This is a genomic window from Candidatus Trichorickettsia mobilis (genome assembly GCF_963422225.1).
In the GTDB taxonomy this organism is placed as follows: domain Bacteria; phylum Pseudomonadota; class Alphaproteobacteria; order Rickettsiales; family Rickettsiaceae; genus Trichorickettsia; species Trichorickettsia mobilis_B.
The window spans coordinates 547,133-569,357 of sequence record NZ_OY728607.1 but is presented as its reverse complement, the minus strand read 5'-3'; the positions used below and the strand labels follow the sequence as shown (position 1 = coordinate 569,357).

21 protein-coding genes are annotated in these 22,225 nt (G+C 35.1%); 15 read left to right on the top strand and 6 right to left on the bottom strand.

Translation table 11 applies throughout. The features are described 5' to 3' along the window. Positions 1–16: 16 nt before the first annotated feature. The 8 genes from trxB to dacB all read left to right on the top strand — a co-directional run bounded on the left by trxB (position 17) and on the right by dacB (position 8,218). Positions 17–961, top strand: coding sequence for a thioredoxin-disulfide reductase (trxB, locus tag R2I74_RS02655; RefSeq protein WP_316353725.1), 945 nt, complete (start codon positions 17–19; stop codon positions 959–961). Positions 962–1,199: 238 nt separating this feature from the next. Then, positions 1,200–2,666: a replicative DNA helicase gene (locus tag R2I74_RS02650; protein ID WP_394355848.1), complete on the top strand. Its 1,467-nt coding sequence runs from the start codon at positions 1,200–1,202 to the stop codon at positions 2,664–2,666. After that, on the top strand, positions 2,666–3,655 hold the full coding sequence (locus tag R2I74_RS02645; protein WP_316353721.1) for a glycoside hydrolase family 3 N-terminal domain-containing protein: 990 nt from the start codon (positions 2,666–2,668) through the stop codon (positions 3,653–3,655). Before R2I74_RS02650 ends, R2I74_RS02645 begins: the two co-directional genes overlap by 1 nt. Before the next feature lie 123 nt (positions 3,656–3,778). Then, positions 3,779–4,162, top strand: a complete 384-nt coding sequence (locus tag R2I74_RS02640) for a DUF983 domain-containing protein (RefSeq protein ID WP_316353719.1) — start codon at positions 3,779–3,781, stop codon at positions 4,160–4,162. A 196-nt stretch (positions 4,163–4,358) separates the two neighbouring features. After that, complete coding sequence (locus R2I74_RS02635; RefSeq protein WP_316353716.1) at positions 4,359–5,354, top strand: MBL fold metallo-hydrolase; 996 nt, start codon at positions 4,359–4,361, stop codon at positions 5,352–5,354. Between the two features lie 25 nt (positions 5,355–5,379). Next, complete coding sequence (gene dusB, locus R2I74_RS02630) at positions 5,380–6,402, top strand: tRNA dihydrouridine synthase DusB (RefSeq protein ID WP_316353713.1); 1,023 nt, start codon at positions 5,380–5,382, stop codon at positions 6,400–6,402. Between the two features lie 20 nt (positions 6,403–6,422). Continuing rightward, on the top strand, positions 6,423–6,866 hold the full coding sequence (locus tag R2I74_RS02625; RefSeq protein WP_316353711.1) for a hypothetical protein: 444 nt from the start codon (positions 6,423–6,425) through the stop codon (positions 6,864–6,866). Positions 6,867–6,874: 8 nt separating this feature from the next. Then, positions 6,875–8,218, top strand: coding sequence for a D-alanyl-D-alanine carboxypeptidase/D-alanyl-D-alanine endopeptidase (gene dacB, locus R2I74_RS02620; protein ID WP_316353709.1), 1,344 nt, complete (start codon positions 6,875–6,877; stop codon positions 8,216–8,218). Here the strand turns inward: dacB and parC are convergent. The 6 genes from parC to R2I74_RS02590 all read right to left on the bottom strand — a co-directional run bounded on the left by parC (position 8,211) and on the right by R2I74_RS02590 (position 13,324). After that, a complete protein-coding gene (gene parC, locus R2I74_RS02615) occupies positions 8,211–10,421 on the bottom strand; it encodes a DNA topoisomerase IV subunit A (RefSeq protein WP_316353707.1) in 2,211 nt (736 codons plus the stop codon). The genes dacB and parC overlap by 8 nt on opposite strands. A 17-nt stretch (positions 10,422–10,438) precedes the next feature. Further along, a complete protein-coding gene (locus R2I74_RS02610; RefSeq protein ID WP_316353705.1) occupies positions 10,439–10,900 on the bottom strand; it encodes a coiled-coil domain-containing protein in 462 nt (153 codons plus the stop codon). A gap of 59 nt (positions 10,901–10,959) precedes the next feature. Then, positions 10,960–11,520 (bottom strand): ribosome recycling factor, encoded by a 561-nt coding sequence (frr, locus tag R2I74_RS02605; RefSeq protein ID WP_316353703.1) that lies wholly within the window; start codon positions 11,518–11,520, stop codon positions 10,960–10,962. 59 nt (positions 11,521–11,579) lie between these two features. Beyond that, on the bottom strand, positions 11,580–12,293 hold the full coding sequence (gene pyrH / locus R2I74_RS02600) for a UMP kinase (RefSeq protein WP_316353702.1): 714 nt from the start codon (positions 12,291–12,293) through the stop codon (positions 11,580–11,582). A gap of 97 nt (positions 12,294–12,390) precedes the next feature. Beyond that, complete coding sequence (locus R2I74_RS02595) at positions 12,391–12,618, bottom strand: hypothetical protein (RefSeq protein ID WP_316353700.1); 228 nt, start codon at positions 12,616–12,618, stop codon at positions 12,391–12,393. 64 nt (positions 12,619–12,682) lie between these two features. Beyond that, the gene (locus R2I74_RS02590; RefSeq protein WP_316353699.1) at positions 12,683–13,324 is read right to left on the bottom strand and encodes a hypothetical protein; all 642 of its coding nucleotides are present in this window, start codon (positions 13,322–13,324) and stop codon (positions 12,683–12,685) included. A gap of 319 nt (positions 13,325–13,643) precedes the next feature. Here R2I74_RS02590 and R2I74_RS02585 point away from each other — a divergent pair, with 319 nt between their 5' ends. From R2I74_RS02585 to nuoL, 7 genes are all read left to right on the top strand, one after another. Then, complete coding sequence (locus R2I74_RS02585; RefSeq protein WP_316353273.1) at positions 13,644–14,648, top strand: IS701 family transposase; 1,005 nt, start codon at positions 13,644–13,646, stop codon at positions 14,646–14,648. Between the two features lie 747 nt (positions 14,649–15,395). Then, entirely contained in the window at positions 15,396–17,450 is a 2,055-nt protein-coding gene (gene nuoG / locus R2I74_RS02580) for an NADH-quinone oxidoreductase subunit NuoG (protein ID WP_316353696.1), read from the top strand. After that, positions 17,447–18,472, top strand: a complete 1,026-nt coding sequence (gene nuoH, locus R2I74_RS02575; protein WP_316353692.1) for an NADH-quinone oxidoreductase subunit NuoH — start codon at positions 17,447–17,449, stop codon at positions 18,470–18,472. The genes nuoG and nuoH overlap by 4 nt, the downstream gene beginning before the upstream one ends. 101 nt (positions 18,473–18,573) lie before the next feature. Beyond that, complete coding sequence (nuoI, locus tag R2I74_RS02570; protein ID WP_316353688.1) at positions 18,574–19,053, top strand: NADH-quinone oxidoreductase subunit NuoI; 480 nt, start codon at positions 18,574–18,576, stop codon at positions 19,051–19,053. Between the two features lie 322 nt (positions 19,054–19,375). Then, a complete protein-coding gene (locus R2I74_RS02565; RefSeq protein WP_316353685.1) occupies positions 19,376–19,987 on the top strand; it encodes an NADH-quinone oxidoreductase subunit J in 612 nt (203 codons plus the stop codon). Further along, positions 19,980–20,294, top strand: a complete 315-nt coding sequence (gene nuoK / locus R2I74_RS02560; RefSeq protein ID WP_316353682.1) for an NADH-quinone oxidoreductase subunit NuoK — start codon at positions 19,980–19,982, stop codon at positions 20,292–20,294. The genes R2I74_RS02565 and nuoK overlap by 8 nt, the downstream gene beginning before the upstream one ends. Before the next feature lie 4 nt (positions 20,295–20,298). Then, on the top strand, positions 20,299–22,221 hold the full coding sequence (gene nuoL / locus R2I74_RS02555; protein WP_316353680.1) for an NADH-quinone oxidoreductase subunit L: 1,923 nt from the start codon (positions 20,299–20,301) through the stop codon (positions 22,219–22,221). The last annotated feature ends 4 nt before the right edge of the window (positions 22,222–22,225 follow it).

Here is a 22,225-nt window from a genome sequence, read left to right as displayed (position 1 = left end):
TTATAAAACAAAATATATGACCATTTCGACTAAAGTACTTATTATTGGCTCCGGTCCAGCAGGACTTAGCGCAGCAATTTATGCGGCAAGAGCAGGACTTGAACCAATATTATTCCAAGGATCACAACCTGGTGGACAACTTACCATCACTACTGATGTAGAAAATTACCCCGGTTTTGCAGACATTATTCAAGGACCATGGTTAATGGAACAAATGACTAAGCAGGCAGAACATGTCGGCACGAAAGTTACATATGAACACATAACTACCATTGATTTATCAAAGAAACCTTTCATTGCTATTACTGAATCAGGTGAGCATTACCAGGCAGAGAGTATTATTATTTGCACCGGAGCATCAGCAAAATGGTTGGGTATGGAATCAGAAAAGTTTTTTCAAGGTCATGGTGTTTCTGGTTGTGCAACTTGTGATGGATTCTTTTTTAAAGGTAAAGAGGTGTTGGTTGTTGGTGGTGGCAATAGTGCAGTTGAAGAAGCATTGTACCTAACAAATCATGCCAGTAAGGTTACGATCATTCATCGAAGAGATAGTTTTAGAGCTGAAAAGATTTTACAAGAACGCTTATTTAAGCATCCTAAAATTTCTGTAATCTGGAATCATACCCTAATTGAAGCTATAGGTAATACCAATCCTAAAATATTAACTGGAGCAAAAATTCAGGATACTATTAGTGGTGCGATTAGCGAACTCAACTGTGATGGTATTTTTATTGCCATCGGACATAAACCAAACACTGATTTATTTAAAGGGCAGCTTACCATTGATAATGAGGGCTATATTATTACCCAACATGATTCAACAAGAACCAATATTGAAGGTGTGTTTGCCGCTGGTGATGTACAGGATAAAATATTTAGACAAGCAGTAACTGCAGCCGGCACTGGTTGCATGGCTGCTCTTGAGGCCGAGAAATATCTAAGTGGACTTCACAATGGTTAAGGCATTTCCAATTAAGGACAGTTAACGCTCAATTGTCACTACGAGCGAGAATCCTTGAACTACTCTACACCTTCTTGCTTGAGCACATTTCGGGCGTGGTAAATCCGGTAAATGTTTCCTGGATTGCTTCGCTTATGCTCGTAATGACGGTTTACATTTACTCCAATTGCCTTAATTTGAGACACAGGTTTTGCAAATTTTGTCAATTTGAGTGAACGATACTCACTTATCTATAAAAATTCAGCATAATCGTACATATAAAATGACAAACGAAATATCAGACAAGCAAGTTCTCCATCGTGCTTTACCTTATAATTTACAAGCAGAACAAATGCTACTTGGGGCTATTTTAATTAACCCAGATTTGCTTAACCAAGTCATAGAGTTTTTAAAAACAGAACATTTTTTTGAAATATTACATCAAAAGATTTATAAAGCCATTATAGCTATTACTGATAAAAGCTTAACTCCTACTCAATTAGCGATCAGAACTATACTTGATCGTGAAGAAGATTTTCAAACCTCAGGAGGATCAGAATATCTGACTAAATTGGCAACACTAGCCATTATGGTGATTAATCCATATGATTATGGTCGACTAATCTACGATCTAGCCATAAAACGTAATTTAATAAAAATTGGTGAAGATATAGTTAATACCGCCTACGACCAGGCTATCACCAATGAAGCTAGCAGCCAAATTGAGCAAGCCGAAAACAACTTGTATCATCTAGCGACCGAAGGCTTTAATGAGCGTAGTTTTGTTAAAATTGCAAATTCGGTGTCAGATTCATTAGCTAGCATCAATCGTGCGATGAAAAATGCCAGTCATGTTACCGGAATTACCACCGGTTTACTTGATCTTGATATGAAACTTTCTGGCTTTCATAATTCAGATCTGGTTATTATAGCTGGTAGGCCGTCAATGGGTAAAACCGCATTTGCAATTAACCTAGCTATTAATGCTTGTAAAGCTATGAACAGTAAAGCTAATGATCCGAGCGCTTCAGCAGCTGTTGGCTTCTTTTCTCTGGAAATGTCTTCAGAACAACTGGCTAACCGTTTACTCTCAAGTTATACTGCTATTGATTCCGCAAGCTTACGTTCTGGATTTATCAAAGAAGAACAGTATAATGATATACGCAAAGCTGCCATTGCACTATCCGAGTTACCATTCTTTATTGATGATACACCAGCTTTAACAATTTCAGCAATTCGTACTCGAGCAAGACGGCTAAAACGCAAACATAATCTCGCTATATTATTTATAGATTATTTACAATTAATCAGAGGTTCGGCTAAAATTGAAAACCGGGTGCTTGAAGTTTCAGAAATTACTCAAGGTTTAAAAGCAATTGCCAAAGAACTCAATATACCGGTAATTGCCTTATCCCAATTATCAAGAGCTGTAGAACAACGCGAAGACAAAAAACCAATGCTTTCAGATCTCAGAGAATCAGGCAGTATTGAACAAGACGCCGATATCGTAATGTTTCTTTATCGAGAAGAGTATTATTTGACTAGACAGGAACCAACTCCTGGAAGTGAGAAATATATTGACTGGCAAAGCAAACTTGAGCAGATAAAAAATGTTACCGAAATTATAGTAGCCAAACATCGTAATGGATCCATTGGTAATGTCCGTATTTATTACGATAGCCATTATTCCAAATTTAGTAACCTGGATAAATTACATAGGTCTTAATGCAAAAAAAACCGCTAATATTTGGTATTTCTGGCCCTATATTAACTCAACAAGAAAAAGAATTTTTGAGTAGCCACCCCATTTCAGGATTTATTTTATTTAAACGTAATATAGTATCTACCACCCAGTTAATATCACTAATTACTGAATTAAAAAATTTATATTCTGATTACAAGCCAATAATTTTTATTGATCAGGAAGGTGGAAGAGTAGCTAGACTACAACCACCAATCATTGATACAAAATATCCGGCAGCAGAATATTTTGCTAAGCTGTACCACCATAATAAAGCTCTAGCGCTACAGACGGTACAAGCTAATTACACTATATTAATGCAAGATCTTAAACGCTTAGGCATTGATTCTCCTTGTGCTCCTGTAGCTGACCTGCGTTATACATATACTGATGCCGTAATTGGAGATCGCAGCTTTGGTGGCGACGTACAACAGCTGGTGGATTTATGTTCGGCAGCAATCGATGGTATTGCTAGCGCCGGTGGTATAGCAATAATTAAACATATACCAGGTCACGGCAGAGCCACTTGTGATAGCCACCAGGAATTGCCAATTGTTACAGCAACACTCAAAGATTTAATGATTACTGATTTTGCGGTATTCCAACAATTATCTAAACATCCAAAAATAGAATGGGCAATGACCGCTCATATAATATTTCACGCTCTTGATCCTAAGACACCGGTAACATTATCTCATACAGCAATAGAATTTATTAAACAGGAAATAGGTTTTACTGGAAAGCTGGTATCAGATGATATTTGTATGTTTGCTTTACATAGCCACCTTGGTATCAAAACTATTACTCATAAAAACCTTGAAGAGCTAACTCATGAACAGCATAAACATTTACATCAAACATTTATTAGCAGCTTAATAGAAGTTACTCATCAATCTTTTGCTGCTGGTTGTCATTTTGTATTACATGGTAGCGGTCATTTACAGGAAATGATCGCAATTTATGATGCTATATAATTGTGAGCGTTCACGGTTTTTAAAAATCCGTGAACAACACTCCACGGGCATCAGTATAATTTTTTTTAAATAGAAAAATGTTCGCAAGAGCCTTAAGTTTATGCAAAAGCCTAGAAAAATTTTATGAAATCAACAAATAATCCAACTTCACAAAATTTTTGGCTTATAGTAGGGCGTGCGTTGTTTGGTTTTTGTCCAAGTTGTGGCAAAGGACGTTTGTTTACGACTTATTTAAAACAGGTAGAGCATTGCATGTCGTGCAATGAGTGTTTTGGACGAATTAAAGCTGATGATGGACCAGCATGGTTAACTATATTTATGGTTGGACATATTCTTATTCCCATTTTACTTACTGTTGCACCAAGAACAACCTGGCCAGAATGGGTTTCTATGATAGTATGGCCAGGATTAGCGCTAATTTTGGCCATTATTATCTTGCCACGTGCTAAAGGATTATTCATAGCTATAATCTGGCGTACCAATATCAATGTTAAAGCCGACAAATGAATTAACTAATAGACTTCTCTTAATGTAGATCAGTTGAATTAACGCTTGATATTCATACTCGTCTCTAGGGTGCATAGGTATATTAGTGATATTTAATGGTTAATATGTTATTAAATATTGTGAAGTGATATCTAATTTTTATCAAGATCAGATCTTAAAATACTTAACAATACCAATTTTTGAAGTTTAGCTAAATATGAAAAACTATAATCAATATTATTCAGGTTCTGTATCGGATCACTTTAATGGCCAACGTTTTTTTAATCCAGGGATCTTACCATCAAATAAATTTCCTAATTTTTTAAAATGGAGACTCACAAGAAAAGCAGAAGCTTGGCCAAAAGAAATAGTTAATAAATTTACAGATGTGCCACCTAGGCAAGTTTCTAACGGGGAGTTAAGAGTATCTTGGGTTGGACATCTTACTTTCTTATTACAAACCACTAAGCTAAACATCCTAACTGATCCTGTTTGGTCAGAGAGAGCTAGTCCATTCAATTGGGCTGGCCCCAAGCGTGTATGTGCGCCGGGTATTCAACTTGAGCACCTACCGCCAATAGATATCATATTAATTACTCATAATCATTATGATCATTTAGACCTTAAAACTTTAGGTGATTTATGGATAAGAGATAAACCAAAAATCATTGTTCCACTCGGTAATGATACTATAATAAAAAATTATAATAGAAATATACAAGTAACAGCTAGAGACTGGTTCGAATCGGTAAAAATAAATAAGGATATTGAGATTATTTTAGACCCTGCCCAACATTGGTCTGCGCGTGGTATGAATGATACAAATAGGGCGCTGTGGGCTTCTTTTATTATCAAAACAAGTTCAGGGAATATCTATTTTGCTGGTGATACTGGTTATGCTGGAGGAAAGTATTTTAGAAATTCTTTAGCAGAACATGGTAGTTTTCGCTTAGCTTTATTGCCAATAGGAGCATTTAAACCTAAGTGGTTTATGAGTTATAGTCATATGGATCCTGAAGAGGCAATTTTAGCTTTCAAGGATCTTAATATGCCTTATGCAGTTCCTTCTCATCATTCAACTTTTCCTTTAGCAGATGATGGTTATGAGGAAGCCTTGCTAACATTTTTTGAACATGCAAAGAAGCATAGCATTGACTTGAAAGTTTTTAAGCCCCTTGACATAGGTGAACATTGGTTTGTTCCCAGAATCTAGGTTCTTTCACGCGAAAGAGCTTAATATGATAATTATAAAAATAAAATCTATGACCATACAAATCGGTAATATTACATTGCCACATTCAGTAATACTAGCTCCTATGTCAGGCGTTACCGATCTTCCTTTTCGAAAATTAGTTAAAAAGTTGGGGGCTGGTTTGGTAGTATCAGAAATGGTAGCCAGTCGTGCAATGATTATGGAGACTAGACAATCTTTAAAGAAGAGTGCAATTATCCATGATGATGATACTGGTTCTTGTGTACAATTAGCTGGTTGTGAACCAGATGTAATTGCTGAATCAGCAAAAATGAATGAAGATATGGGAGCTAAAATTATTGATTTAAATTTTGGTTGTCCGGCAAAAAAAGTAGTTGGAGGATATGCAGGTTCTGCATTAATGCGAGATGAGGAGCTTGCTGCTAAAATTTTGGCAGCAACAGTTAAGGCAGTAAAAATTCCAGTTACTTTAAAAATGCGTATGGGTTGGGATGACCAAAGTAAGAATGCGCCACAATTAGCAAAAATTGCTGAAAATGCTGGAATTCAGATGATTACAGTTCATGGCAGAACTAGATGCCAATTTTATAGTGGTAGTGCAGATTGGGCGTTTATCAGGCAGGTGAAAGAAGCGGTAAAAATACCGGTAATTGCTAATGGTGACATCACCTCTCTTGCAAAAGCCAAAGATTGTTTATCTGTCTCTAATGCTGATGGTATTATGATTGGTCGTGGCGCTTATGGTAAGCCATGGTTTATTGCCGCTGTTGTTCATTATTTAAAGACTGGTGAAGAAACACCACCACCAGCACTTAGCGTTCAACTTGAGATAATCTTAGAGCATTATGAGGCTATGCTAAATTATTATGGTTATGATATTGGTATGAAGTTAGCCCGTAAACATATAGGTTGGTATAGTGGGGGGTTAGCTAATTCTGGCGAATTTCGAGGAGCTATAAATTGTTCAAATGATTATGTACAAGTACAACAAAAGATTATTGAATTTTATAGCGATTTGATACAAAAACCAGATATCATAATGGATTAACCTTGTCCCAAAGTTATAGTATGTTAGTATTATTAATTAAATTGTTAGAAAAACTTATCAAATCTAATGCGCAAGAGACATATTATCGCGATGATGAGATAAAGCTTAAAGGATTACTTACTATTTTTGAAACTAAGATAAATAATGAAAAAAAAGCTTTCATTATAAGTCATCCTGATTGCGATGGAGGTACTGAAAAGTATATTTTTGCTCCAGATTTCGGTTTTGTTGAGATTACCATTCCTCCAGGAGGGCGTTTAGAAATAATCAGAGTAAATAAATCTATAGATACTATATTGAGTCATGCTGATAAAAATCAGAACATTGTGGTTAAAGTGCCATTAACAGGGTTTATGATTGCTGCCACATCAAATGTCATAGAATTACTTTCTCAACCACTGCAAGAGTTGTTCATCTATCATCTTGATGCGCTAGGTGAGAATTATACCAGCGAGTACATATAAGAGGGCTGATGCCAAGAATTATTATCATTGTAATATCTATCCTATGTTATTGGAGCTCTGCTCAAGCTAATATCACACACGTCATTCAGGAAGAGATTAACAAAGTTGCGCCACACCTCAATATCGGAATAAAAATCAGGAATCTTAAGAACAATAAAGTAATATATGCTCAGAATGTTGATCGATATTATACCTTTGCCAGCAGTTTAAAGTTAATTACTATTCTATCATTACAACAATATTTTGGAATTGATCATAATTTTGTCAGTAGAATTATTAAAGATAATAATGATTATTATCTTGATATCCAAGACCCAGATTTTTTAATTAATGATCTAGATTTTTTAATATCTATGGTAAAACAAACTGGTGTTAATGAGATTCAAGGCAATTTTTATATTATCAATCATACATTCACTATCCCAGCAGTGACTGTAAATAAAATGGTGATAGATGGTATTTATTGCTATGGTGCACCGGTAACGAAAGTACATGTGAATAAAAATTGTACAAGAATAGTAGCAAATGCAGCTGATACCCAAGGTAACTTAATCAAGCTGACAACACAGGAGTTGATTCCATATAATTTAATTAATAAAGCAGTTACAGTTTTAGACCAGCATAAAGCAAAGGTTAATATTAATATTGTTCAAGATCAACTTATAGTTGATGGCACACTTAATCAGGCTAGTGGAAAAATTACTATAGGAGCGGTAGTTAACGATAATTTGGCTCATGTAAGGCTGATGTTAGCTAAAATATTGAATCAATATAATATCACTGTAACTGGTGAAATTTTGTTGGGTCATACTCCAGCTACCGGCCAAGAGCTGGTGAAGCGTAGTAAAAATTTTGCTCAAATAGCATCCAGTGCACTAAAAAATTCTGATAATTATATAACAGATTATTTATTTGCAGAATATGCTACTGACTTTGCTAAAGATGATTGGCGAGATACTGGAGTTTTATTAAAACAATTAGTATTTGATAAATTTAAAGTTGATCTGAAAAATTCGGTAATAGTCGATGGTTCAGGACTTTCTCGTTATAATATGTTGACAGTTACCCAATTTGATAGTTTTTTAACAGCGCTCTATCGTCAGAATAATTTTAAATCATTAATGATGATGTTGGCTAGGGCAGGTGAAGATGGTTCGCTAATTAATAGATTTAAGGGAGTGCAAATTTTTGCAAAAACTGGAGGTATGTCTGGGGTTTCTTCTTTAGCCGGTTATGTATTTGATCGTGATAATACTCCTTATAGTTTTGTGATAGTATCTAATAATTATATTGAATCCAAGAAAAGAATTCTCGATCTTGAGGAAGCAATAATTAGAGCGGTTATTAAATAATTGTAAAAGGCTTGCCATCTTTAGGAAATCCAGTTGGTGGTAATTTGCCGCTGCTGCTGCGTTTTGCACGCCAGTTTACAAGGTCTTTTTCTGTTTTTATTTTGTTGTTGTGACGCCAGCTAAGGCCACTCGCTGCATCAAAAACAGTGATATCAGTTAATAAAGCATCTTTAAATTTTTGTAACACTACCCCGTGCCCTCGTTTCATGATCGGGATTTCGTTTAAGCTGAAAATTAACAGTTTACGATTTGATCCAGTACAAGCCACAGTATCTCCAATAACTGGTAAGCAAGCAATACATTGATGGTTATCAGCTAGTGTCATAATTTGTTTGCCTAATCTGGTTTGCGCGAGTAAATCGTTTGACAGTACAATAAATCCTTTCCCTGAACTAGATGCCAATAATATTTGTTGGTTCGGCGTATAAATAAACATGTTAGTGATGGAATGATTGCCAATATCCACAATTAGTTTTATCGCTTCTCCATGTCCTTTTCCTTGATAGATAGTATTGGCGGCAATGGTAAAAACTCGTCCTTCGGTACTGCAAAAAATAATCTTATCAGTTGAATAAATTTCTAAGATAAATTGCTCAGCATCACCTTCCTTGTATTTGATTACAGATAAGTCTTGAGTATGAGTATGTCCTTTTAAGCAACGAATCCAACCCATTTTAGAGCAAAAAATAGTTATTGGTTCACGCAATATAGTATCAACATCAATTATTGGTGGGATAGTGGATAATTCTGAGAAACTGGTTCGGCGCTTACCAAGAGTGGTACTAATGCCAAATTTGCTTTGGATAGTTTTTATTTCTGATTTTACTATTTTCCATAATTGTTTTGGGTTAGCTAGAATCTCTGTCAGTTCTGCATGTTGTTTTTGCAGACTATTATATTCATTAATTATCTCATATTCGTCTAATTTTCTTAAAGAACGTAATCTAATATTTAATATGGCCTCGACTTGAATATCAGTTAGATTAAACTTATCAATCATTATCTGTTTCGGTTCATCTTCTTCTCTGATAATGGTAATAATCTCATCTAAGTTGAGGTAGGCAATTTTTAGACCTTGCAGAATCTCCAATCGATGTTCAATTTTAGCAATTAAAAATTTGGATTTGCGGGTAATAATATTTTGTCGATGGGCTAGAAATTCCTGTAATACTTCGAGTAGATTCATTACTCGTGGAATTTGATTAGCACCGATGACATTCATGTTTAGTTGAATTCTTGATTCTAGATTAGTAAGTTTAAATAACGACTCCATTACCGCTTCAGCAGGGTAGCTTGCTTTAGTTTCAATAACAATCCTGATTTCTTCTGCTGATTCATCACGTATAGTAGTGATTAACGGTAATTTTTTGTCTTTAAGTAAAGCAGCAATTTGTTCTAAAATTTTGGATTTTAGAACTTGATAAGGAATTTCATTAATTATTATTTTATAATTGCCGTCTTTAATTGCTTCAGTATGAAAACGTGCCCTAACCTTAAAACTACCGCGACCGAGAGCATAGCTTTGTTTAATTGAGTTAGCATCGTCAATAATGATGCCACCGGTAGGGAAATCAGGTCCTTGCACAAACTCTAAAATATCTAGTACAGTAGCTTTAGGGTTATCGATCAGATGTAGCATCGCATCGCATAACTCATGAAGATTATGTGAGGGGATGGATGTTGCCATGCCTACCGCAATGCCCTCAGAGCCATTAGCCAATAGGTTCGGAAACATTGCTGGCATTAATACTGGCTCAAGGTCAGAATCGTCATATGTTAGGCGAAAATCAACAGTGTCTTGATCAATATTGGCCATTAAGAAAGTGCAAATTTCAGTCATCCGTGATTCGGTATAACGCATTGCTGCCGGATTATCGCCATCGATTGAACCAAAATTTCCTTGACCATCAATTAGTGGATAGCGTAGAGAAAAATTTTGTGCTAATCGTACTAGAGTATCATATACCGCAACGTCACCGTGAGGATGATATTTACCAATAACATCACCAACTACACGTGCACATTTTTTATAGGCAGAATCTGGATTTAATTTTAATTGGAGCATCGCATATAATAGTCTGCGATGCACTGGCTTTAGGCCATCTCGTACATCAGGCAATGAGCGTGACATGATGGTAGATAAGGCATACGATAAGTAACGTTCTGATAGAGCGTTAGTGAATTCAATATTTTGGATTGACATATTTGTATATGATTAATTTATACAATTAATTTTATGAATACAGACATAACTAATCCAATTATGGTTAGTAAAAAAGGTAATAGCCATTTTAACATATCAATCTTTATTGTAGCAATATCGCTTTTTAATTCAGTTCTGAGATTAGAGATATCTCCTTTAATTTCAGTTTTAAGTTCAGCCATATCACTTTTTAATTCGGCTCTAAGATTAGCAATATCGCCTTTAATTTCAGTCTTAAGTTCAGCAATATCGCTTTTGAACTCAGCCCTGAGATCAGCCATATCACTTTTGAATTCCGTCTTAAGTTCAGCAGTAGCTATAGTTAAATCTGCTTTTGTTACCAAGACTTTACTTATATCGTTAAATTCGCTTTTGGTAACAAACTGATCTACAACCTCAGTAACCAACTCCACTTGATTGTTTGTAAGCCCAATTGTCATTAATTTGTTAACTAAGCTATGTGCACCTGCTATTCCCATAATTTTTATTCTTTTTTAACAATCCTATAAATATTATTATATCATCTTTTGTATATTCATTAAATAGTTAAAATTTCCTGTTCTTTTTGCTTGATAGACGAGTCAATTTTATTGCTAAACTCATCAGTTAGTTTCTGAATATCATCAGATAAATTATGATGTTCATCTTTAGAAATTTCGCTATTTTTCTCTAGCTTTTTTAGCTCCTCATTACCATCCCGTCTTACATTACGTAATGATACTTTAGTGTTTTCTCCATATTTATGCGCAAGCTTAACCAATTCTTTACGACGTTCTTCTGTTAATGGCGGAAGACTCATCCGTACCAACTGCCCGTCTGATGATGGGTTTAACCCTAAATTGGCTTCAGTAATAGCTTTTTCCACTGCTTTGACCATGGTTTTATCCCAAACCTGCACAGTAATGGTTTTTGCATCGGGAGTAGATACCGTTGCTACCTGAGATATTGGCATTCTATTACCATAAGCTTCAATAACTACCGGATCTAATAGATTTATTGATGCTCTACCGGTACGTAGACCTTTTAATTCATGATCTAGTACTTTCATTGCTCCTTCCATCCTGGTGGTCAATTCTTTGCGTATAGTTGTTTTATCCATGATTTTTATCCCCTAATATGTGGTATAGGTATTAAATTATTAGACTAGTCTCGTATAGATTACTGAATTTTAGTATAGTCACCTTGACCTTGCAACACTTTTAAAAAATTACCTTTTTCTTTGATGGAAAACACTTTAATTGGCAACTTATTTTCTCTGGCTAAAGCAATTGCTGCCATATCCATTACTTGTAAATTATCTTTCAGAATATCAGAGTAGGTGATGCGATCATATTTTATAGCATCAGGATTTTTTAGAGGATCAGAATCGTATATACCGTCGACTTGTGTTCCTTTTAACAATAAATCGCAATTCATTTCTATTGCTCGTAATACTGCGGCACTATCAGTAGTGAAGAATGGATTACCGGTACCTGCTGCAAAAATTACTACTCGTTTTTTTTCCATATGACGTTTGGCTTTACGTCTGATATAGGGCTCGCAAATACTGGCCATTGGTATGGCAGAAAGTACTCTGGTATGAATATTAATGCTTTCCATAATACTTTGCAAAGCCAAAGCATTAATGATGGTGGCTAGCATGCCCATGTAATCAGCTGCAGCTCGTTCCATACCAAGTAGTGAAGCATCGCTGCCACGATAGATATTTCCTCCGCCGGCAACTATACATACCTCAACACCAAGCTGTACTACCGCTTTAATATCATCGGCAATTGCTCTAATGGTATTGTAATCATGACCAAATTGCTTGGTACCCATTAAGGCTTCACCGGAAACTTTTAGTAATACTCGCTTATATGTTGATGTTGTCATTGATTCCTATTTATTATATCCAACTCAATGCCGTCTAGAATAGCATTTGTATTTATAAAGTTAAATTATAAAAAATAGAAGTATTATTTTAACTCAATCACTCTGCCATGTCATTATAATTAGTATCTTGTCCTAAAAACTTTATTGCAACTTCATTGTTAATAGATAATTCAAACTTGCTGCTTATATATTGATCATTTTCTAAAAATATATCAAACATGGATTTTTGAATATTTTCATCAGATACCTTGGCGATTGTACTAAGTACTTCTTTAGGATCAGCTTTAATATTGGGGCATTGCAAGAGTAGTTTAAAGGCTTCCACCTTAGACTGAGGAATACTGAATAATAGTGGTGTAATGGTATCATCATCGATATCAACAATACCTTTATTTACATCTATATCTTCTATAGATTAAGAACTTTTTTAAAAATTTTAAATGTTTGTTAGATTTATCTGAATTTATTACAGCATTTATTAAGAAGGAAGGACTTTCTTCTTGCTGTTTACCAATTTTATTAGTGCCATTTAAAAGATTAATTAAACCTTCTGGATTGAGAGCCTTTATCAATCGCAGTAAGATAATATTTCCTTCTGTGATAGCAGTATTTAGTGTTATAATATATGAAGTTTGAGTTAACTCTTTGTCTTCTGTGCTAAGCAAGATTTTCTTTGTTAATTGATAATCCTCTCTTTCAGCAGCTAGTTCAAGATTATTAAATACTAATTTCTGTAGCTGTTGGTTTTTCTTTGCTGCTAGTTTGTCTAAAATTACATAAAAACTAATATCATAATCACAATATTGGGTATCCATTTGCTGTAACATTACTTCTACTAACTCAAGGTTTAAGTGGTCAGAGTTGATGGCGTTGTGAAATTGTATAATCTCTTTGCTCAAAGTAATTTGTTCTTTTTGAGTCAAATGGTCAATTGTATAAGAATCTGAATCTATTAGTTTTAGTAGTAAACTACAGGCTTTATCTTGTTGTATCTGTGGAAGATGATCGTATGAAGCTCCATTGAGTATCAATAAATTTATTTCCTTATGTGATATTACATCAGCAGTGTTTGGGATTGATAAAAAGAACTGTAAAAGTTTATTAAGATCAAACTTAGAAACGATGTAGAATTTTATAAACTTTTGACGAAAAGCTAAACTAGTAATATCAATATCTTTGTCTTGTGGTTCAGTTTGTATGAATTTTGTGATTTCTGAGAAAAATTCAGATCTAAATAATTTTAGTGTTTTATAAAAATTGTTTTCAATCAGGACTTCCGCAAGACTAATGAAATTAGATAAGAATCGAGATATTATGGGAGTATAATGTAATTTAGATTGTGAGTATAAGATGACTACAAGAATAGATTATTGTCAGTATTTATTATCGAGCCAGACAAATTATACTATTACAAATTTTGCTGATCATGTAGAAGGTTTAAGCGACGACAGGGTCAGAAGATATCTAGCGAATGCTAAATTATCACCAAGATTAATATGGGAACACGGTAAAGAAGAGATTATCTTCAGCGCTAACGGCAAGTTGCTATTTGACGATAGCGTATTAGATAAAAGTTACTCGAATAATATAGATGAAGTCAGGTATCAATATAGCGGCAATGCCAAGGAAGTAATAAAAGGCATAGGTATTGTGACCTGTGTTTATGTTAATCCTGAAGAGAATAAGTTTTGGATAATAGATTATAGGATATTCAATCCCGATAAAGACGGTTTAACTAAAATAGATCACGTTAAAGAAATGCTGCGTAATGCTCATTATAGCAAAAAGGTTGCATTTAACACAGTACTTATGGATAGTTGGTATGCGACAACCTCGATTCTACTTCAAATAGAAACTATCGGTAAATATTACTATTGTCCTATCAAAAGTAATCGTTTAGTAGACGATAGCAACGGTAATAAGGCTTACTGTAGAGTTGATTCTTTGGATTGGAGTACTGATGATATTAGCAACGGTAAGATTATCAAGATTCATAAATTTCCTAAAGATCATAAAGTGAAATTATTCAGAGTAACTGTTTCTACCAACAGAACTGACTATGTCGTCACAAACGACATGGCTCAAAATTCGCTTGATGCTGTACAACAAGAGTATGGCTTCAGGTGGAAGATTGAGGAATTTCATCGTGAAGTCAAGCAAGTCACCGGTATTGAAAAGTGCCAATGTAGAATAGGAAGAATACAGAGAAATCATATAGCTTGCGCTATCATGGTCTGGAATTGTTTGAAAAAAGCTGCAAATGCTGCTTCTAGCACCGTATATCAGCTAAAGAGCGGGTTATTAAGGAACTATTTAATCCAGGAATTAAAGAGCCCTGTCGTGCGATTTGCGTAAGTCCTGTCAATATAAAAATTGTCTATACGATTATTATTATTATTAAAAAGGAAGATAGTGCGAGGAGTATTAAAATGGAGGGTAGTGGGAGCGTAAAGACTGTCTAGTGCTTTTTGTATGTGTGGTGGTAGTTGTTTTTCTTTCATAATAAATTCAATTATTCTATAATTCGTTGAGAAAATACAGCTTTACCTAAGCTGTATTAACTAATATTAAATTAAATTTAATATTAGTTAATTAAATTTAATTAATCTTATATTTTAAGATCTTTAACTTATGAAAATAACTTAATGCGGTGAGCGTAGTACAAAAATATAAGTATTTTATAAACTAATTTGGTGATCTATTTTAATTCTTCATTTTAACTTACGCGAGTTGCCAATTAAAATTGTCAGAAACTCCCGTTTTTATGTCATTGCGAGTGGAGCTTGCACTCCTTCAGCTCAGACGGCTAGAACTGGCCTCTGGTGGTGTTTAAAAAGTATTTTAATTAGCAACTCACGTTAACTTGATACTAACTCGGAATGTCTAGGAGCCAAAAAGATATTTACTACAAACGAGGTAGCAATAATGCCATTAAGTGCTAAATAACAATTTTACACAGTTTATCGAATAGTATTTAGAAATCACCATAAGCAGCAACAGGTTGTGCTTGAAAATAGGAGTAATTTGAGTTAATCATTAATATATTAGATAAGTATGTAACATTCTGTGCATTGTTACTTAAAAAGAATTTAAGGAATAACCATGCCAAAGCTAGTCATTGACGGCGTCGCGCTTGAAGTTGAAGATGGTATAACTGTTTTGCAGGCTTGTGAAATTGCTGGCAAAGAAATACCGCATTTCTGTTTTCATGAAAGATTAAATATTGCCGGTAATTGCCGTATGTGCTTAGTAGAAATGGAAAAATCGCCTAAGCTGGTTGCTTCATGTGCTATGCCAGTAAGTGAAGGTATAGTTGTCCATACCAATACTCCAAAAGTAAAAAAGGCAAGAGAAGGAGTGATGGAGCTGCTGCTGATCAATCATCCTCTTGATTGTCCTATTTGTGATCAGGGTGGGGAATGTGATTTGCAAGATCAGGCTTTTAAATATGGGCGTGGTGGCGGTAACAGGTTCAGTGATAATAAGCGGTCGGTGCAGGATAAAAATATGGGGCCGTTGGTCAAAACCAGCATGACCAGATGTATACATTGTACTAGATGTATAAGATTTGCCACTGAAGTAGCCGGCGTACCAGAAATAGGGGCGTTGTATCGTGGTGAACATATGGAAGTCACTAGTTATCTGGAACGCACTTTAACTTCGGAGTTATCGGGCAATATTATTGATCTTTGTCCAGTCGGTGCGCTGACATCAAAGCCCTATGCTTTTAAAGCTCGTAGTTGGGAACTTGCAAAAACTGAATCCATTGATGTGTTTGATGCTTTAGGATCTAATATTAGAATAGATTCCAGAGGGATGGAGGTAATGAGAATATTACCGAAATTAAATGAAGATATTAATGAAGAATGGCTATCAGACAAAGCAAGATTTGCTTGTGATGGCCTAAAGAATATGAGGCTTGATCGTCCATATGTTAAAAAACAAGGCAAATTAGTTGAAGCTTCGTGGGATGAGGCGCTATCCCATGTGGCGAAATTTTTTAAAATGGTTAGTGGAGAAAAAATAGCAGCGATAGCTGGCACGCTAACGGCAGTTGAGCCAATGTTTTTATTAAAGAATTTATTACAGCAGTTTAACTGTTTTAATATTGATGCTAATCAATATGGCTATAAGCTTGATGCTTCTAGCAGAGGAAATTATCTATTTAACACTACGATCAAAGGTATAGAACAGGCTGATGTCTGTTTATTGATCGGCGCTAACCCTAGACAATCAGCTCCGGTTTTAAACGCACGTATCGGTAAAATGCAAAGACAAGGAGCGTTGGTTGTAGCTCGAATAGGAGAGGTAGATGATCAGACTTATAAAATTCAGGAGCTTGGTAATCAACCGAATATTCTAAAATTGCTTGCTACTGGTAAGCATGAATTTTCTGAAATATTAAAGAATGCAAAATATCCAATGATTATTGTCGGAGACGCCATTTATTCTAGAAATGATGGCTATGCATTGTTGAGTATAATTCATGATATTGTTGAGCAATATAAATTAGTTCGTCAAGATTGGAATGGTTTTAATATATTGCATAATCATGCTGGGATGGTAGGAAGCTTAGATATTGGTTTTACTCCAGGCAATAAAGGTAATAATGTTGAAGAAATTTTACAAAAAGCAAAAACTGGAGAGATTCGGTTGGTTTATTTGCTAGGTGCTGATGAGATTGATATGAAAGAGCTGGGAGAGGCTTTTGTAGTATATCAAGGGCATCATGGTGACGCTGGAGCGAACAGGGCTGATGTAATTTTACCGTCAGCTGCCTATACGGAACAAGATGCGATTTACGTTAATTTGGAGGGCAGGGTGCAACTAGCTAGAGCAGCAGTGCAGCCACCGTATCAAGCTAAATTCGATTGGGTGATTATTCAAGCACTAGCTGAGCAACTTGGTGTTCATCAAGCACATGCTGATTTAGGTGAAATTAGAAAACAGATAGCAGAGCAGTGTCCAGTATTTGCAAATATTGATCAGTTGCTTACAAATAAAGTAATAAAATTTTCTAAAAAGGATAAATTATCAAATAATTCTATTTTAAAGATCAAAGGTAATTATTACATGACTGATACTATTAGTCGTGCTTCAATAACGATGGCGAAATGTACGCAAGCATTGCAACAATATAAGGAGATCGTTGCATGATGGAGTTATTTTATGAGTATATAGTTCCTATTCTCATGATAGTGGTGCGTATAGTATGTATTACCATACCTTTACTATTATGTGTTGCCTATTTGACTCTTGCAGAACGTCGAATTATTGGCCTCATGCAAATGAGGTTAGGTCCTAATATAGTCGGGCCTTTTGGGCTATTGCAGCCTATTGCCGATGCTGTCAAGTTAATGTTCAAAGAGATCATTGTTCCAACTCCAGCTAATAAAGCAATCTTTATATTAGCGCCGATGATTACTTTTGTTTTAAGTCTTATTGGGTGGGCGGTAATACCTTTTGATGCTGATCTGGTGCTGGCAAATATTAATGTCGGTGTACTTTACATTTTAGCTATATCATCGCTTGGCGTCTATGGTATTATTATGGCTGGATGGGCCAGTAATTCAAAATATGCTTTTCTAGGTGCAATTCGTTCGTCAGCACAGATGATTTCATATGAAGTATCGATGGGGTTGGTAATTATTACGGTATTACTTACTACCGGCACCTTGAATTTATCTGAAATTGTTGAAGTGCAGCGCGGTTTTCCGTGGTGGCTGCACTTATTGCTGGCACCAATGGCGGTAGTATTCTTTATTTCAGTACTGGCAGAAACTAATCGCTTACCATTTGATTTGCCAGAAGCAGAATCAGAGCTTGTAGCCGGCTATAATGTTGAATATTCCTCAATGGCTTTTGCTTTATTCTTTTTAGGTGAATATGCAAATATGATTTTGGTTAGTGGAATGACTACCACTTTCTTTTTAGGTGGTTATTTACCACCGTTTGATCTGGATATTTTACGAGTTATTCCAGGAGTAGTGTGGTTTATTTTTAAAGTAACTATATTGCTATTTTGTTTTTTATGGATTCGTGCGACCTTGCCACGATATCGTTATGATCAGTTGATGAGACTTGGTTGGAAAGTATTTTTACCATTAACATTGTTTTGGGTGGTGTTAGTTTCGTCAGTATTGATGTATACTGATAATTTACCGATTAGCGTCGGTTAGTTAGGTGGAGACGCCTATAAAAGGTCTCAAACAAGATGATTCGTGTTGTCAGTTATATCTGATAGGTTCAGCATGACTAATATTAAGAGAAGAGCTGTAATATGTATAATTATCTAAAGTCATTTTTTCTGTTTGAAATAATAGCTGGGCTAGCTTTAACTCTTAAATATTTATTTAAGCCGAAAGTTACGATAAATTATCCATATGAAAAAAGTAAGGTAAGCCCTAGGTTCAAAGGAGAGCACGCGCTAAGGCGCTATGAAAATGGAGAAGAAAGATGTATAGCTTGTAAATTATGTGAAGCAATTTGTCCTGCTCAGGCAATTTTAATCGAAGCAGAAGAAAGAGATGATGGTAGTAGACGTACTACTAGATATGATATTGATATGACGAAATGTATTTATTGTGGCTTATGTCAGGAAGCGTGCCCAGTAGATGCAATTGTAGAGGGTTCTAATTTTGAATTTGCTACTGAAACTCATGAAGAACTTCTTTATGATAAAGAACGTTTACTTCGTAATGGTGATATTTGGGAACAGGAATTGGCGTTGAAGTTGAAGAAAGATTACCAATACAGATGAATACTCGGTGAAAATCTGTGGATTGCGGTGTCGTCAACTAGAGATCTGCGGTGCTCACGTATTTAAATACGCTGCGCTCCGTGACTCCTAGCACTCCTTGATTTTGACCTTCGTCTATTCAAGTGCACTAAATATATAAAGTTATAAAATGAGAGTGTTCAATAAACTGTGTCAAGTCGTCATTGCGAGGAACCGTCAGGTTTTGAAGCAATCCAGTTATATAACTCGTTTTACTGGATTGCCGCGGCGGCTAAGCCGCCTCGCAATGACTGGACTTCGTTTCGGTTCATTGAACACTCTCAATAAAATCGGTTAAATTACAATGATATTCTTTTATTTATTTGCCAGTCTAATAATTATCAGCAGCATTTGCGTAGTGACTAGTCGTAATCCGGTTATTGCGGTATTGTGGCTTATTTTTGCCTTCTGTAATGGTTCGGGATTAATGATTCTATTAGGTGCAGAATTTTTGGCAATGATGTTAATAGTTATTTATGTTGGGGCGGTAGCGGTATTATTTTTGTTTGTGGTAATGATGCTGGATATTAAATTTGCTGAAGTGCAAGGGGAGTTAAAAAAGAATTTATCAATTGCATCGATAATCGCTGTTATTATGTTTGCTGATCTTATACTAATTATTTTATTGGGCACTAAATCAATAAATATATCTAATGTTGCATATACAACTCCAACTAATATTAGTAATACTCTAGCTATTGGAAAAATACTATATACTGATTTTGTATTGCCGTTTCAAGCAGCTGGTCTGATTCTGTTTGTGGCAATGGTTGCTTGTATCGCTCTGACTTTAAGACCATCAACAACTGTAAAACGTCAAAACATCCACCAGCAATTAAAACGTAATAAAGATAGTGGTATGAATGTTACTAAGCTAGGTGTAAAACAAGGAGTTCAGGAAATACAATATGACTAACATAATTACCTTAGAGCATTACCTGATTTTGGCGGCTTTGATTTTTACCATCGGTATTACTGGTCTATTCATGAATCGTAAAAATCTAATTACAATTTTAATGTCAGTAGAACTAATGTTATTATCCATTAATATCAATTTTGTCGCGTTTTCTGTGTATTTGCAAGATTTGTCCGGACAAATTTTTAGTATCATTATTCTTACAATTGCTGCTGCTGAAACCTCAATTGGTTTGGCAATAATAGTAGTGTATTTTAGGAATAAGCGTTCTGTACAATTAACAGAAATTAGTCAAATGAAAGGTTAAGCGAGTGCAGATATTAGCAATTTTGATAGTAGCTTTACCGTTATTCTCTGGAATCATTAATGGTTTGTGCTGTCGTAATATTAGCCATAAAAGCGCTGGTGCCATAGCCTGTTTGCTAATGGTAACCGCTACAATTTGTGCTTGTATTATATTTTTTGATGTTGGAATTAAAGGTAATATACACCATGTAATATTGTTGCGATGGATAGAACTCGGAGTGTTTAAAGTTAATTGGGCAATCTACGTTGATCAGCTTACTAGTATAATGTTTTTAGTGGTTCTTGGTGTATCAACCATTGTCCATATTTACTCTCTTGGCTATATGCACGATGATCAGCATTTACCAAAATTTCTTTGTTTTTTGTCGTTATTTACCTTCTTTATGCTGGCATTGGTGGCGGCAGATAATTTTATTCAATTATTCTTTGGTTGGGAAGGAGTTGGATTATGTTCATATTTGTTAATTGGTTACTGGTTTCATAAGGATTCAGCAAATAGTGCGGCAGTGAAAGCTTTTATTACCAATAGAGTTAGTGACTGTGCATTTATTCTGGGAGTGATAATAATCATTATTTATACAGATAGTGCTGATTTTAACAATGTTTTCGCCCAAGCAAAATCCTTATCTCAGATGTTTATTAATATTGCTGGATTACAGTTTGTGGTACTGGATGTGATATGTGCAATGCTATTTATTGGTTGTATGGGTAAATCTGCACAGCTTGGATTGCACGTATGGCTACCGGACGCTATGGAAGGTCCAACACCGGTTTCAGCTTTGATCCATGCGGCTACCATGGTAACTGCCGGGGTATTCTTATTGGCAAGATGTTCTTATCTGTTTGAATATAGTCCAGCAATATTGCAGTTTATTGCCATTATTGGTGGCATTACTTGTTTATTTGCAGCGACAATTGCGGTAACACAAAGTGATATTAAAAAAATCATTGCTTATTCTACTTGCAGCCAGCTTGGTTATATGTTTGTTGCTTGTGGAGTTTCTGCATATCAAGCAGGAATATTTCACTTAGCTACTCACGCTGCATTCAAAGCTTTATTATTTTTATGCGCCGGCAATGTAATTCATGCTTGTCATGAACAGGATATTTTTAAGATGGGGAACCTGCGGAGCAAGATGCCAATTACTTATGCTTATTTTTTAATCGGCTCATTAGCCATTATCGGTATTTTCCCGTTAGCTGGTTATTACTCCAAAGATTTGATTCTTGAATCTGCCTATGAGGCAGGCAGTACAGGCGAAATTGTATTTGCTCTGGGAATTATTGCAGCTATTCTCACTGCAATTTATTCGATGAAGATTATTATTTTGGTTTTTCACGGCAATACTAATTTATCGGCAAAAGCTTTTGCTCATACTCATGAAGCAAGTGGTATAATGAACATACCATTGATAATATTAGTTGCTTGTGCGATATGTGCTGGAGCTGCTGGTGATTATATTTTAGATATTGGTAAAATACCTGGTTATTTTCTGGATAGTATTTACAATTTACCTCATGATACGCCTGCTGATTCCATTGCTTCAGTGATTCAGCTATTGCCATTATTAGTTGGAATATTAGGTATTGTAGTAGGAATTTATATATATAAAAACAAGCTGTTTGTAGCTATTGCAGAGCAATTTAGCTTTATAAACCGTATTTTACAAAATAAGTATTATGTGGATGAGCTATATGATTATGCACTTATCAAGTCGGTAAATTGCTTGGCTAGAATATCTGCTATTTTTGATTCGCGAGTAATTGATTGTGGAGGGCCAGGAGCTGTTGCAAAACTGACTAATGGTTGTGGTTGGGTGGTAAGTAAATTACAAACTGGATATATTTTTAATTATGCTTTTGTTATAATTCTGACTATCACGGTGTGTGTTACATTTTTTGTAATAAATTTCATACAAGTATTGTAGAGCT